General features: G+C 73.1%; 16 protein-coding genes. All 16 read left to right on the top strand.

The window, feature by feature from the left end; genetic code table 11:
- The first annotated feature begins 22 nt into the window (after positions 1–22).
- The 16 genes from ABC795_RS03370 to ABC795_RS03295 all read left to right on the top strand — a co-directional run bounded on the left by ABC795_RS03370 (position 23) and on the right by ABC795_RS03295 (position 13,914).
- A complete protein-coding gene (locus ABC795_RS03370; protein ID WP_347059481.1) occupies positions 23–916 on the top strand; it encodes a flagellin in 894 nt (297 codons plus the stop codon).
- A 127-nt stretch (positions 917–1,043) separates the two neighbouring features.
- Positions 1,044–2,438: a flagellar filament capping protein FliD gene (gene fliD, locus ABC795_RS03365; RefSeq protein WP_347059480.1), complete on the top strand. Its 1,395-nt coding sequence runs from the start codon at positions 1,044–1,046 to the stop codon at positions 2,436–2,438.
- Positions 2,439–2,466: 28 nt separating this feature from the next.
- Positions 2,467–2,853, top strand: coding sequence for a flagellar export chaperone FliS (gene fliS, locus ABC795_RS03360; protein ID WP_347059479.1), 387 nt, complete (start codon positions 2,467–2,469; stop codon positions 2,851–2,853).
- Entirely contained in the window at positions 2,850–3,278 is a 429-nt protein-coding gene (locus ABC795_RS03355; RefSeq protein WP_347059478.1) for a hypothetical protein, read from the top strand. The genes fliS and ABC795_RS03355 overlap by 4 nt, the downstream gene beginning before the upstream one ends.
- Before the next feature lie 325 nt (positions 3,279–3,603).
- Complete coding sequence (locus ABC795_RS03350) at positions 3,604–3,951, top strand: flagellar basal body protein (RefSeq protein WP_347059477.1); 348 nt, start codon at positions 3,604–3,606, stop codon at positions 3,949–3,951.
- Position 3,952: 1 nt separating this feature from the next.
- Positions 3,953–4,357: a flagellar basal body rod C-terminal domain-containing protein gene (locus ABC795_RS03345; RefSeq protein ID WP_347059476.1), complete on the top strand. Its 405-nt coding sequence runs from the start codon at positions 3,953–3,955 to the stop codon at positions 4,355–4,357.
- Entirely contained in the window at positions 4,357–4,671 is a 315-nt protein-coding gene (locus tag ABC795_RS03340) for a flagellar hook-basal body complex protein FliE (protein ID WP_347059475.1), read from the top strand. Before ABC795_RS03345 ends, ABC795_RS03340 begins: the two co-directional genes overlap by 1 nt.
- On the top strand, positions 4,671–6,263 hold the full coding sequence (gene fliF / locus ABC795_RS03335) for a flagellar basal-body MS-ring/collar protein FliF (protein ID WP_347059474.1): 1,593 nt from the start codon (positions 4,671–4,673) through the stop codon (positions 6,261–6,263). The genes ABC795_RS03340 and fliF overlap by 1 nt, the downstream gene beginning before the upstream one ends.
- Positions 6,260–7,318 (top strand): flagellar motor switch protein FliG, encoded by a 1,059-nt coding sequence (gene fliG, locus ABC795_RS03330; RefSeq protein WP_347059473.1) that lies wholly within the window; start codon positions 6,260–6,262, stop codon positions 7,316–7,318. Before fliF ends, fliG begins: the two co-directional genes overlap by 4 nt.
- On the top strand, positions 7,302–8,156 hold the full coding sequence (locus tag ABC795_RS03325) for a FliH/SctL family protein (RefSeq protein WP_347059472.1): 855 nt from the start codon (positions 7,302–7,304) through the stop codon (positions 8,154–8,156). The genes fliG and ABC795_RS03325 overlap by 17 nt, the downstream gene beginning before the upstream one ends.
- Positions 8,153–9,463 carry a FliI/YscN family ATPase gene (locus tag ABC795_RS03320; protein ID WP_347059471.1) on the top strand — a complete coding sequence of 437 codons (1,311 nt, stop codon included), beginning with the start codon at positions 8,153–8,155 and terminating at the stop codon, positions 9,461–9,463. Before ABC795_RS03325 ends, ABC795_RS03320 begins: the two co-directional genes overlap by 4 nt.
- Positions 9,433–9,915 (top strand): flagellar FliJ family protein, encoded by a 483-nt coding sequence (locus ABC795_RS03315; protein ID WP_347059470.1) that lies wholly within the window; start codon positions 9,433–9,435, stop codon positions 9,913–9,915. The genes ABC795_RS03320 and ABC795_RS03315 overlap by 31 nt, the downstream gene beginning before the upstream one ends.
- Positions 9,903–10,853 carry a transglycosylase SLT domain-containing protein gene (locus ABC795_RS03310; RefSeq protein ID WP_347059469.1) on the top strand — a complete coding sequence of 317 codons (951 nt, stop codon included), beginning with the start codon at positions 9,903–9,905 and terminating at the stop codon, positions 10,851–10,853. Before ABC795_RS03315 ends, ABC795_RS03310 begins: the two co-directional genes overlap by 13 nt.
- Positions 10,854–10,861: 8 nt before the next feature.
- Positions 10,862–12,163 carry a flagellar hook-length control protein FliK gene (locus ABC795_RS03305; RefSeq protein WP_347059468.1) on the top strand — a complete coding sequence of 434 codons (1,302 nt, stop codon included), beginning with the start codon at positions 10,862–10,864 and terminating at the stop codon, positions 12,161–12,163.
- 19 nt (positions 12,164–12,182) lie between these two features.
- Positions 12,183–12,605 carry a flagellar hook capping FlgD N-terminal domain-containing protein gene (locus tag ABC795_RS03300; protein ID WP_347059467.1) on the top strand — a complete coding sequence of 141 codons (423 nt, stop codon included), beginning with the start codon at positions 12,183–12,185 and terminating at the stop codon, positions 12,603–12,605.
- A 67-nt stretch (positions 12,606–12,672) separates the two neighbouring features.
- Entirely contained in the window at positions 12,673–13,914 is a 1,242-nt protein-coding gene (locus ABC795_RS03295) for a flagellar hook protein FlgE (protein WP_347059466.1), read from the top strand.
- Positions 13,915–13,969: the final 55 nt, after the last annotated feature.

Here is a 13,969-nt window from a genome sequence, read left to right as displayed (position 1 = left end):
ACCCCGTCCAAGGAGGAACATCATGGGTCTGGTCGTCAACACCAACATCGCGGCGATGAACTCGTACCGCAACCTGTCCGTCACCGACGGGCAGATGAACAAGTCCCTGGAGAAGCTCTCCTCCGGCTTCCGGATCAACCGCGCCGCCGACGACGCGGCCGGGCTGGCCATCTCCGAGGGTCTGCGTTCGCAGATCGGTGGCCTCAAGGTCGCCGTCCGCAACACGCAGGACGCCGTCTCGGTCGTGCAGACCGCTGAAGGTGCGCTCACCGAGACGCACGCCATCCTCCAGCGCATGCGCGACCTGTCGGTGCAGGCCGCGAACGGCAGCAACGACGCCGACTCGCTCAAGGCGCTGCAGGCCGAGAACGACGCCCTGGCCACGGAGCTCACCCGGATCGCCGACAAGACGACGTTCAACAACGTTCAGTTGCTCGACGGTAAGTTCAACAAGGACTTCCAGGTCGGCTATGCAGCAGGCGACTCGATCAACGTGAAGATTTCGTCGGGCACGTCGGGCGAGGGTTTCAACGCCACGCACCTCGGCGTGAATGCCTTGAAGCTCACTGACGTGGGCACCCCCGCCGACGACAAGGGAACCGCCGACACGACTGACGATGTCGTTGCCGTGGAGAGTGGCGCAAGCCTGGCCATCAAGGCCGTGGACGCAGCCATCAAGGAGGTCTCCACCGCCCGTGCGGGCCTGGGTGCGCTGCAGAACCGGTTCGAGCACACCGTCAAGAACCTGAACGTGACGGCGGAGAACCTGACCGCCTCGGAGTCGCGGATCCGCGACACCGACATGGCCCAGGAGATGGTGAACTTCACCCGCTCGCAGATCCTCTCGCAGGCGGGCACCGCGATGCTGGCGCAGGCCAACCAGGCCTCTCAGGGCGTGCTGCGCCTGCTCGGCTGATCCCAGCCGCGTAGCACTAGCACCACCCACAGCACCATCCCGGTGAGGGGGGAGGCCGGCCGGCCTCCCCCCTCACTGGCACCCCGGCACCCGAACGACCCGCCCGGCCCGAGACAGGAGATCCGACATGGCAGGCATGAGCGTCGACGGCCTGGCCTCCGGGCTGGACACGACCAGCCTGATCAACGCGCTGATCAAGGCGGAGGGCGCGCCGCAGACTGCGCTGCAGACCCGGCTGAGCGCCACCGAGGCAGCCGCCGCCGGCTACCGGTCCCTGAACACGAAGTTCGACGCCCTGCGCGCGGCCGCCGAGACGGTGCTCAAGCCGGCGACGTGGAGCTCGGCCAAGGCCACGAGCACCGCGGCCGGCGTCGCCGTCGCCCTCGGCGTCGCCCCGCAGCCGGGCTCCCTGACGTTCAGCGTGGAGAGCGTCGCGGCCAGCCACTCGGTGGTGAGCAACGGAACGGCGTGGACGAACACGAAGGACCCGGCCGGCTTCACCGAGCTCACGGTGTACCAGGCCGACAACGTGACCCCCGCCGTGGACGCCGACGGCAAGCCGAAGGTGATCAGCGTCGGCGGCACCGGCACCCTCGCCGACGCGGTCAGCGCCATCAACGCCAGCAACTACGGGCTGAGCGCGACCGCCGTCCAGGTGGCCCCGGGCAAGTACCAGCTCCAGGTGACGGCGACGTCCTCCGGCGCGGAGACGAAGTTCGGGCTGGGGAGCGCCTTCACCGAGATCACCACGGGCACCGACGCGGCGCTGAAGGTCGGCACCACCGCCAGCGCCTACACGGTCACCTCCCCCACGAACACCTTCGAGGGACTGATGCCCGGCGCAACCATCACCGTCAACAAGGCGGAGAAGGGCGTTCCGGTCACCGTCAACGTCGCCTCCGACCCCGGCGCGGTCGCCGACAAGGTCCAGGCACTCGTGGACGCGGCGAACGCCGCGCTGGCCTCGATCAAGGTCGCCACCAACCCCACCGGAGGCCCGGCGGCCACGCTGAAGGGCGACAGCTCCCTGGGCCGGCTGGCCGGCCAGGTGCTGGGCGCCGTGTCCTACGGCGTCGGCACGCACGGCTCCCCCGCCGCTGCCGGCCTCGAACTGGCCCGCAACGGCGGCAGCATCGAGTTCGACAGGGAGAAGTTCCTGACCGCGCTTGCCGACGACCCGGCCCTCGTGCAGTCCTTGTTCGTCGGCACCCCCACCGGACCGGGCCCCGACAAGGTGGCGGACACGGCGGACGACGGCGCCCCAGGTGCGGTGCAACGGCTGATGGACCTGGCGCAGCTCGCGACCGACACCACGACCGGCACGTTGACCACCCTGGCGAAGAGCCGCGACAGCCAGGCCGACGACATCCAGGACAGCATCGATGCCTGGGACCGCCGCCTGGAGTTGCGGCGCGCGACCCTCACCCGCCAGTTCACCGCGATGGAGACCGCGCTGAGCAGCATGCAGCAGCAGTCCAACTGGCTGGCCGGACAGCTCTCGTCCCTCCCGACCTCGTCCTGACCCGACTCACTACTCCAGGAGTTCACCCGTGAGTGCCACCTCCCTCCGTGCCCGCTACATGGGGGACACCGTCGCCACCGCCTCGCCGCAGCGGATCCTCGTGATGCTCTACGACCGCCTCGCCCTGGACCTCGAGCGGGCGCAGAAGGCGGTGGCGGCTGGCGAACGCCAGGAGGCGAACGAGCAGCTGCAGCACGCTCAGGAGATCGTGCTCGAGCTGCTGTCCGGCCTGCAGGTGGACGTCTGGGAGGGCGGTCCGCGACTGGCTGCCCTCTACAACTGGCTGATCGGCGAGCTCGTCCAGGCCAACGTCAAGCTCGATGCGAATCGCATCTCGGCCTGCCGACAGGTCGTCGAGCCGCTGCGTGACGCGTGGCGGCAGGCCGCGATCAGTCTGGCGACAAGCTCGTCATGACCGCCGTCGGCCCGGTGCGCGGTACCGCGTCGGCGGACCTCGAGTACCGCCCCCACCCACCGCCCTCCGACGGCCGCGGGTCCAGCGGCGGCAGCGATCGCCATCGCCCGCCGTCGGACTGGCAGCAGGCGCTGTCCGATCTCGAGGGTGACGTCCTCGCCGTGGAGCACACCCTGGCCCGCGGACGCACCGAAGAGATCGCGGCGTGGGGCCAGCGCGCCGAGGACTGGGTCCCCCCTGCCCAGCTCGGTCCCATCCCTGCTGACCTGCGCGAGCGGGCCGCCAGCCTGCTGCAGCACCAACTCGAGGTGGCCGAGCAGCTCATCGAGCGGATCACCCAGTCGCAGAAGCAGCGTGACGTCGCGGCCCGCATGTCCTACGGCCCGATCCGGCCCGTCGCCTCCTTCGTCGACCGGGCCCTGTGAACTGACACCACTCATACCCCCGAGCCTTTCGGCCGGTCACCGCCCACCGCGGTGACCGGCCGTCGTGCGTCCGGGGGCGTCGGTCACTGGACGTGCGCGCCCGGAACCTCTCGGTCGTCACAGTCGTCACCACAGCCCCGTACGGTCACTGCCATCCCTCCAGTCGCGAGAGCGCGGTCAGGTCACCACCCAGCCGTGCCGATGAGGCTTGTGCACGGAGAGCACCACCTTCGCCACGGATCGGCGGCCCAGCACTCGTTCGCGAGTGTCTTCCGCGTACCCGGAGGTCGATCGTGTCCTGCTCCACCCGTCGGCGAGCCGCCTGATGATCGGCGACGCCACCTCGACGGTCCTGCACGCAGCCCTCGCCGGGCTCGCGAAGCGGCAGCGTGTCACCGCCGACAACATCGCGAACGTCAACACCCCCGGCTTCCTGGCCGGGCGCACGGATTTCGAGTCGTCGCTGCGCGGGGCCGTCAGCAGCGGGTCCACCCCGGCGATCTCGGGCGGCACCACCGCGCGCTCGCTGGAGCCGACCAACACCAACGGCAACAACGTCAACCTCGACGCGGAGACGGTCATCGCCACCGAGACCGGCCTTCGCTACCAGCTGGCGCTCAACGCGCTCGACGGGAAGTACAACTCGATGCGCACGGCACTGAGGACGTCCTGACATGAGCACGTTCCACGCTCTGAGCATCTCCCAGTCCGGGCTGATGACGCACCGGAAGTGGCTCGACGCCGCCGCCGACAACATCGCCAACATCAATACGGTCCGGCGCACCGACGAGGACGCCTTCCAGGCGCGGCTCGTCGTCGCGCAGGCCGTGGACTACGGGACCGGCGAGGGCGGCGTGCGGGTGGCCCGCGCGGAGTTCGGCGACCCCGAGGGCCGGCTGGTCCACGAGCCCGACCACCCGCTCGCCGACGCCGAGGGCTACGTCAGGTACCCCGACATCGACCTGGGCGACCAGATGACCCACATGATGATGGCGCAGCGCGGCTACCAGGCGAACCTCGCCGTCGTCGAGCGGGCCACGAACGCCTACCAGGCGGCCCTCCAGCTCGGGAAGCGCTGATGACGATCCCGCTCGGCGGCATCCCGCCCGTCGGTGTCGGCGCGGTCTCCGGCGTCGCCGGCAGCACCCGCGGCACGCCCGCCACCGAGGGTGCCGACGGCTTCGCCGCCGTCCTGGCGTCCACCTTCGACAGGCTCCAGGCCACCCAGTCGGTGACCTCGGACCTGGCCGTGCAGGCCGCCACCGGCGACCTGAGGGACGTGCACGACTACATGATCGCCAGCGCTGAGTCGGGCGTGGCCACCGAGATGGTCGTGACGATCAAGAACCAGGCCGTCGCGGCGTTCAACGAGATCATGAGGATGCAGATCTGATGCAGTCCGCGCTCGCCGGGACGCTCGAGCGTGCCCGCTCCACGATGGACACGATCAGTCTCGGGCAGAGGGTCGTCATCGGTCTGCTGCTCGCCGGGCTGGCCCTCGGCGGGGTCTTCTTCTACAGCTGGATCACCACGCCCACCCAGGCCCCGCTGTTCTCCAACCTCGCCGCCGCCGACGCCTCGGCGATCGTCGACGAGCTCAACGCCCAGGGCATCGCCTACGAGCTGTCCGACGGCGGCGGCACGATCATGGTCGCCAAGGACGCCGTCTACGACCTGCGGCTGAGCATGAGCGGCAAGGGCCTGCCCGCCGGCCAGGACACCGGCTACGCGCTGCTCGACGAGCAGGGCATCACCACCAGCGAGTTCCAGCAGCAGGTCACCTACCAGCGCGCCCTGGAGGGCGAGCTGGCCAACACGCTGAAGGCGCTGGCGGGCGTCAACTCCGCCGTCGTGCACGTCGCCCTGCCCGAGGACGAGGTCTTCGTGAGCGACAAGGCCGAGCCGACCGCATCGGTCCTGCTCGACCTGACGCCGGGCACCACCCTCTCCGGCGAGCAGATCCAGGCGGTCACCAACCTGGTCTCCGCCAGCATCCGAGACATGGACCCCGACCAGGTCACCGTCGCCGACTCGACCGGTCAGGTCCTCTCGGCCGCCGGCACGGGCGTGACCGCCGCCGCCGGCGACGCCCGCTCGCAGGTGGAGCAGGAGTACGAGAACCGCCTGTCGGCCAGCGCCCAGAAGATCCTCGACTCGGTCGTCGGCCCGGGCCGCTCCGTCGTCTCGGTGCGCGCCGACGTCGACCTCTCCGAGCGCAGCACCACCTCGAAGACCTACACGTTCGACGAGGGCACCCCGCCGATCTCGGAGCAGATCACCACCGAGGAGTACACCGGTGGCGGCGCCCCGGTCGGCGGCGTCCTGGGCCCGGAGAACATGCCCGACGCCGCGGAGGTCGTCGGCGGCGGCGACTCCACCTACAACAAGGAGTCCACGACGGCGAACAACGCCGTCGGGGAGACCACCGAGGTCGTGCAGGGCGCCCCCGGCGAGCTGAACCGGCTCACCGTCTCCGTCGTCATGGACGACGCGGTCGCCGGCAACCTCAACCAGCAGCAGATGACCCAGCTCATGGTCACCGCCGTCGGCCTCGACGAGGCCCGCGGCGACGACATCACGGTCGCCTCGCTGCCCTTCGACGCCACCGCCGCGGAGAACGCCGCCGCGGCGATGGAGGCGGCCCGCGAGGCCGAGGCCAGCGAGCAGATGTGGTCGATGATCCGCACCGGCGGCATCGCCGCGGGCATCGCCCTGGTGGTCCTCGTCGTCTGGCTGCGCTCGCGCCGCCAGGTCGAGGACGAGGAGGACTACGAGCCACTCGAGCTCGACGACGACGTGCTCGCCGAGCTCGACCGCCTGCGGGTGGCCAGCACCCGGCACGAGATCGAGCCCGACGAGGCCGTCCTGGAGCTGGAAGCCGTCCAACGGGCGAAGGTGCGAGGGGAGATCTCGACGATGGTCAGCGAACGTCCCGACGAGGTCGCGGCCATGCTGCGCGGCTGGCTGAGCGAGACGAAGCCATGACCCTCGCGAGCATCCCGACGGTGCCCGGCGCGGCCGTCGCCGTCCCCCCGCGGCCGGAGATGCCCGGCCTGCGCAAGGCCGCCGTCTTCCTCGCCCAGATGACCAAGGAGGAGGCCGGCGTCCTGCTCGCCCAGCTGCGCCCCCGCGAGGTCGAGGCGCTCACCCGCGAGCTGATGAAGCTCGGCTCGGTGGAGCTCGACGACGTCGACGGCGTCATGCGCGAGTTCCACCACCTGATGACCGCGCAGCAGTTCATCGGCCGCGGCGGCGTCGAGTTCGCCCGCGAGATCCTCGCCGCGGGCCTGGGCCAGGACCAGGCCGAGGGCATCCTGTCCCGGCTCAACGTCGTCTACACCGAGGTGCCGTTCGCCTCGCTGCGCAACGCCGACGTCCGCCAGCTGGTCACCTTCCTCAAGGACGAGCACCCGCAGGTCACCGCGCTGGTGCTCGCCCACCTGACGGCCGCCCAGTCCGCCGAGGTGCTCACCGGCTTCGCGCCGGAGCAGCAGGCCGAGGTCGCCCACCGCATCGCCACCATGGACCGCACGTCACCGGAGATGGTGCGGCTGGTGGAGGAGGAGCTCGGCCGCCGGATGGGCTCGATCCTGGCGCACCAGGACATGACCACCGTGGGCGGTGTCGAGACCCTCGTCGAGATCATCAACCGTTCCCCGCGGCCGACCGAGCGCTCCATCCTCGAGTGGCTGGACACCAGCGACCCCGAGCTGGCTGAGGCCGTCCGGGCGCAGATGTTCGTCTTCGAGGACATCGTCACCATCGACGACCGCTCCCTGCAGCTGGTGCTGCGCGAGGTGGAGGCCAACGACCTGGCCACCGCGCTCAAGGGCGTGCGGCCCGACGTCCAGGACAAGATCAAGCGGAACCTCTCCGAGCGCGCCGCCGAGAACCTCACCGAGGAGATCGAGCTGCTCGGCCCGGTGCGCACCCGCACCGTCGAGGAGGCGCAGGCCAAGGTCGTCGCGGTCATCCGCACCCTCGAGGAGCAGGGCGTCCTGACCATCAGCCGCGGCGGGGACGATGAGTTCGTCGCGTGACGACGCCCCCGGCGGCCACCGGCCTCCCCGGGAGGGCGCCATCCTGCGCGGTGGCTCCGCCGCGCTCGCCCGTCCCTACCGGGAGGTCGCGGCCGAGCGCGGTACCGCCGCGGCCGTGCCCACGGCTCGGACGGCGGCACCGGTGACCGCGGTGGCCGCGGCCCCCTCCCCCGCCATCCCGTTCCAGCCCTCGCCGGTCGAGCGCCGGACGCGCGTGCGCCGCGCCGAGGACCAGCCGGTCGCCGGCAGCAAGCCGTCGTTCCGGCTCGGCGACGTCTACGCCGAGGAGCTCGCCCGGCTGCGGGCGCAGGCCCGCACCGAGGGCTTCGCCGCCGGTCACGCCGAGGGCCTGCTGGCCGCGGACGCCGTCGTCGCCGAGGCCGAGCGCGCCGCCGAGCAACGGCTCGCCGAGGTCCAGGCGCGGTGGGAGCGCCGCCTGGTGTCCGCGACCGCCGCGCTGGGCGCGGCGGCCCGGCAGCTGGAGGAGACCGTCCGCCCGGTGGCCGACGACATCCGCGACTCGATCGTCGGCACGGTGCTGACCCTGGTCGAGGAGATCCTCGGCCGGGAGCTGGCCCTGGCGACCGACCCGGTCATGGACGCCGTCCGCCGGGCGCTGTCCTTCTGCCCCGCCGACGCGCCGACGGTCGTGCGCCTGCACCCCGACGACCTGGCCGAGGTGCCCGCCGACGCGCTCGCGGAGCTGCCGGACAGCGTGCGCGTCGTCGCCGACCTGGCCGTGGAGCGGGCCGGCGCGATCGCCGAGTCCGGTCCCCGCCGGATCGACGCCCAGCTGGGCACGGCGCTGGCCCGCGTGCAGGCGGTGCTCGGCTCGTGAGCGTCTCCCCCGCGGTCCTCGAGCGCGCCCGCGCCGCCGCCCGCCCGCAGGTGACCGGCACCGTCACCGGCGCCATGGGCCTGACCCTCAGCGTCGACGGCGTCAGCGCCGCCGTCGGCGACCTGGTCGAGATCGACCCCGCCGGCCGTCCGCTGCTGGCCGAGGTCGTCGCCGTCGGCCGGGACCGGCTCACCTGCATGCCGCTCGGCGGGCTCTCCGGCGTGCACGCCGGCGCGCCGGTGCGCGCCACCGGTCGCCCGCTGCAGGTGCCGGTGGGCGAGGCGCTGCTCGGCCGCGTCCTGGACGGCCTGGGCCGGCCGGTGGACGGCGGTCCGCCGCTGGGCAGCCGGGTGTCCTGGGTCGACCTGGAGACGCAGACCCCGCACGCGCTCTCCCGCGCCCGCGTGCAGGAGCCGCTCACCTTCGGCGTCCGCGCGCTGGACACCCTGGTCCCCTGCGGCAAGGGCCAGCGCCTCGGCATCTTCGCCGGCTCGGGCGTCGGCAAGTCCAGCCTGCTCGCCCAGATCACCCGCGGGACCGACGCCGACGTCCGGGTCATCGGGCTGATCGGCGAGCGTGGCCGCGAGGTGCGCGAGTTCATCGAGGAGAACCTCGGCCCGGAGGGCATGGCCCGCACGGTCGTCGTCGTCGCCACCTCGGACGAGCCGCCGCTGGTGCGGCTGAAGGCCGCCTTCGTCGCCACCCGCATCGCTGAGGCGTTCCGCGACGAGGGCCGCGACGTGCTGCTGCTGATGGACTCCATCACCCGCACGGCGATGGCCCAGCGCGAGGTCGGGCTCTCCGCCGGGGAGCCGCCCGCGACCCGGGGCTACCCGCCGAGCGTCTTCGCGATGATGCCGCAGCTGCTGGAGAAGGCCGGCACCGGCGCGACCGGCTCGATCACCGGTCTCTACACCGTCCTGGTCGAGGGCGACGACCACAACGAGCCGATCGCCGACACCGCCCGCTCGATCCTCGACGGGCACATCGTGCTCACCCGCAAGCTGGCCACGACCGGGCACTTCCCCGCCATCGACGTGCTGGAGTCGATCTCCCGCGTCGCCGGCGCCGTGGTGCCGCCGGCGCAGATGGCCGACGCCCGGGAGATCCGCCGGCTCATGGGGGCGCTGCGCGACGTCCGCGAGCTCATCGAGATCGGCGCCTACCAGGCCGGCAGCGACCCGCTGGTCGACCGTGCCCGGCAGCTGGCGCCCGGCATCGACGCGTTCCTGCAGCAGCCGCTGGGCGAGTCGACCTCGCCGGCCGAGGCGTGGGCGTGGCTGCAGCGGATCGTGAGGGGCGGATGAAGCACGTGGCCTTCCGGTTGCAGCCGGTGCTCCAGCTGCGCCGCACCGAGGAGCGCGCCGCGGCAGCCGCGGCCGCCGCGGCCGCGAGCGTGGCCGCCGACGCCGACCGGCGGGCCACCGAGCACGAGACGGCCCTGACCGCCGCGGTGCTGCCGCCGTCGCTCCCGGCCGGCTCCTTCGTCGCGGCCATGGTGCTGCTGCGCACGGCCGCCACCGACGCCGCCGACGCCCGGGCGCTGGCCACGGCGCAGGCCGAGCAGGCCGAGGCCGTGCGCGCGGAGTGGACCGCCGCCGCCCAGCGCACCAAGGGGCTGGAACGCCTCGCCGAGCGCCACCGCGCCGCCCTGCAGCACGCCGCCGACGTCGCCGAGGAGCGCGCCACCGACGACCTGGTCACCGGCCGGGCGGGCCGGTGCACCGACACCACGAGGGGGACGGCATGGACGGAGTGAGTGCGGTCCAGGCCCGGATCTTCGAGATCCAGGCCCGGTTCCGGCCGGCCGCCACCACCGCGTCGGCCGCGGCCTGGGCGTCGGCCGCCGGCGCCGCCGGCCTGACCGGCACCTCGTCGGTCAGCACCTGGCCGGCCGCAGCGGGCACCGCATCGGAGAGCGCCGTGGTCGCCCAGGCCCAGAAGTACCTCGGCGTCCCGTACCTGTGGGGCGGCACCGACCCGAGCAAGGGGCTGGACTGCTCCGGCTTCACCCAGCGGGTCTTCGGCGACCTGGGCATCGAGCTGCCGCGGACCTCCTCCCAGCAGGCGACCACCGGCAAGGCCGTCGCCTCCCTCGCCGCGGCCCGCCCGGGCGACCTGGTCTTCTTCGACAACTCCTCGTCCCGTGCGGGGATCGACCACGTGGGCATCTACCTCGGCAACGGCCAGATGATCGCCGCGCCCCAGGCCGGCGAGACGGTCAAGGTGCAGGCGGTCGGCACCCCCACGGTGATCCGCCGGGTGCTCGCCGAGCCGACGGGTGCCACGGCGGCGCCGGCGGGCGGCGGCACGCTGGCCGGGGTGCCCTACGCCGACCTGTTCACGCGCGCCGCGAGCAAGCACGGCATCGACGCACCGCTGCTCGCCGCTGTCGCCCAGCAGGAGTCCGGCTTCAACTCCTCGGCCGTCTCCCCGGCCGGCGCGCAGGGCCTGATGCAGTTCATGCCGGCGACCGCCCGGGGCCTGGGCGTCGACCCGCTCGACCCCGCCTCGGCGATCGACGGGGCCGCGACGTACCTCAGCAGCCTGACCCGGCAGTTCGGCTCCACCGAGCTGGCCCTGGCGGCGTACAACTCCGGCCCCGGCACGGTCAGCCGCTACGGGGGCATCCCGCCCTACCCGGAGACCGAGAACTACGTCCGCTCCGTGATGAGCAAGGCAGAGGCCTACCGATGACAGCTCCCGTGACCACCACCGCCCCGGCCGCGCGCGCCGCGTCGACGACGTCGTCCGGCGGGTCCACCGACAGCGCGGCGCCCTTCGCGTCGGCCCTGGACGGCGCCCTGGCCGGTGGCCGGGGCGGGCTCCGCGACGCCACGGCCGGCGGCGGCCGGCAGTCCTCCGGCGGGCCGGCGGCGGGTGAGGACGGCGAGCTCCCGGAGGAGGGGACGATCCCCGTCGTCGACACCGCCGCGGCCGGCGTGGCCGCCGCGCTGTGGGCGCTGGCCCTGGCCACGACCGCCACCCCGGCGGCCGGCGGACCGGTCTCCGCGGAGCCGGCGACCGCCGCGCTGCCCGGTGTCCTCCCGGCGGGGGCTGTGCCGGCCGGGCCGGTCCCCCCGGTGCTCGCGGCCGAGGCAGCAGCGGCCGTCGAGGCCGTGCCCGCCCCAGCGACCGGCGCGCTCGGCGCGGCAGCGGGCGACGTACCGACTCCCGCCGGCGCGCCGGCCACCGGGACGACGGCCGCGGTGCCGCCGCCCGTGGTCACCGTCGCCGCCGCGACCGCGACCCCGGCCGGCACCGAAGAGACCGCCGGTCCGCAGCCGGCGGGTGCGGGCACGCCCGCCGGCGCGCCGGTTCCGGTCCCCCCTGCGGGGTCCACGCCGCCGGGGTCCGGCGGACCCGGTGACGGCGAGCCGCGCCAGGACGCCCCATTCACGTCCGTGCCGGGGACGCAGACCACCGCGGAGACGGCCCCTGGGCCGGCGGCACCGGTCACGTCCCCGGTCGGCACCGTTCCGGCGCCCGTCACGGCGTCCGCCGCTGCGGCTGCGGCGGACGCCGCCCCGGCCACCGGGGCGGGCGCCTCGCTCCCGGTGTCCGGCCAGGTCGCCCGGCAGGTGGCGATGCTCAGCGGAGCCGGCGACGGCTCGCACACGATGACGCTGGTGCTCACCCCCGAGAACCTCGGCCCGGTCGAGGTCAAGGTGACCGTCAACCAGGGCAGCCTCGACCTCACCCTGCGCGGTGCCCACGAGCTGGGCCGCGCCGCGCTCCTGGACGCCCTCCCCGAGCTCCGCCGCGACCTGGAGTCCGCCGGTCTGAGCCCGTCGCGGGTCGAGGTCGACCCGGACGCCGGCGGCTCCTGGCTGGCCCGGCACGCCGCGGAGCAGCAGGCGCAGCAGGGGTCCGGCGACCGTGGTTCCGCGCAGGACGGGAGCGGCGAGCGCTTCCGGTCCGGGGGGCGGACTGCCGATAGCGGAGAGGGGCGACCGAACCAGCCCCGCGCCCGATCCACGTCGTCCGGCGTGGACGTGCTCGCCTGAGAGAAGGAGCCACCCACCGATGCCGGACGCAGTGAGCGGGGCCACCAGCGCCGCCGCGACCTACTCGGCCACGGGCACCGTGGACCGGGGGGACCAGATGGGCAAGGACACCTTCCTCAAGCTGCTGGTCGCCCAGATGAAGTACCAGGACCCGGGCAACCCGGCTGACACCAACCAGCTGATGGCCCAGACGGCGACGTTCAGCCAGGTGGAGAAGCTCGAGGAGATCGCCAAGCAGAACGCCTCGATGCTGGCGCTCCAGCGCTCCAGCAGCGCGGGCGCGATGGTCGGCCAGACCGTCACCTACACCGACTCGACGGGCGTCTCGAAGACCGGCGTCGTCAGCTCCGTCCGCCTGGCCACCGACAGGGCCGAGGCGGAGGCCACGATCGGCGGCGTCGCCGTGCCCGTCGGCCGGATCACCGACGTCGGCACCCGCTGACGCCTCCCCCGACCCCGCGCCGACCCGCGCTCCCCCACCCCGAGACCCCACCCGGAGGAGATCCCCGATGCTCCGCTCCATGTTCTCCGCCATCTCCGGTCTGCGTGCCCACCAGACGAAGATGGACGTCACCGGCAACAACATCGCCAACGTCAACACCGTCGGCTTCAAGAGCAGCGCCACGGTCTTCCAGGACACGCTCTCCCAGGCGGTGCGCGCCGGCGGTCAGCCTGCCGAGGACCGCGGCGGCACCAACCCCGCGCAGATCGGCCTCGGCGTCAAACTGGCCGGGATCACCACCAACTGGACCAACGGTGCGGCGCAGTCCACCGGGCGGTCCACCGACTTCATGATCGAGGGCGACGGCTTCTTCGTCGTCGCGGGGGCGGGCGGGCAGCAGCTGTTCACCCGGGCCGGCTCCTTCGACTTCGACGCCACCGGCAAGCTGGTCACCCCCGACGGCTCGATCCTGCAGGGTTGGGTGGCCGACGCGAACGGCGCCATCAACCCCAACGGCCCGATCCAGAACCTGTCCGTGCCCTACGGCCAGATCGTCAACCCGTCGGCCACCACGACCGGCCGGCTGGAGGGCAACCTCAACGCGGCCGCGCCGATCGGCTCCTTCGTGCAGGCCCCGACCAAGATGTACGACGCCCAGGGCGTCGAGCAGCGGGTCACCTACACCCTCAGCAAGACCGCCGCCGACACCTGGAACGTGACCGTGCAGAACGCCGGCGGCGCGGCGCTGGCGCTGACCCACGCCGACGGCACCGCCTTCGACGGCACCGTGACCTTCGACGTCGCCGGCGCCATGACCGCACCCGCCGGCGGGATCGCGTTCGACCCCGCCGCCGCCGGCTGGCCCGGCCCGGTGGCCGTGGACCTGGCCGAGATCAGCCAGTTCGCCGGCTCGAGCGAGGTCACCGCCCCCGAGCAGGACGGCTACGCGCTGGGCTCCCTGCAGTCCTTCTCGCTCGGCAACGACGGAACGATCATGGGGGTCTACTCCAACGGCCTGCGCCAGCCGCTCGGCCGGCTGGCCCTCGCCTCCTTCAACAACCCGAGCGGGCTGGAGAAGGCCGGCAACTCGGCCTTCCGCGTGGGCGTGAACTCCGGGCTGGCGAACATCGGCCAGGCGGGCGTCGGAGGCCGCGGCGAACTGATGTCGGGCGCGCTGGAGATGTCCAACGTGGACCTCAGCGAGGAGTTCACCGGATTGATCATCGCCCAGCGCGGCTTCCAGGCGAACAGCCGGGTGATCACCGCGTCCGACGAGCTGCTGCAGGACCTGGTCAACCTCAAGCGCTGATGCGGGACCTCCCTCCCTCCCCGTCGACCGCACGCCGGGAACCGGGCGGGAGGGA

The organism is Blastococcus sp. HT6-30, from assembly GCF_039729015.1.
In the GTDB taxonomy this organism is placed as follows: Bacteria; Actinomycetota; Actinomycetes; order Mycobacteriales; family Geodermatophilaceae; genus Blastococcus.
Note: the sequence above shows the minus strand (reverse complement) of the source record. Positions and strands in the feature narration are given on the sequence as shown.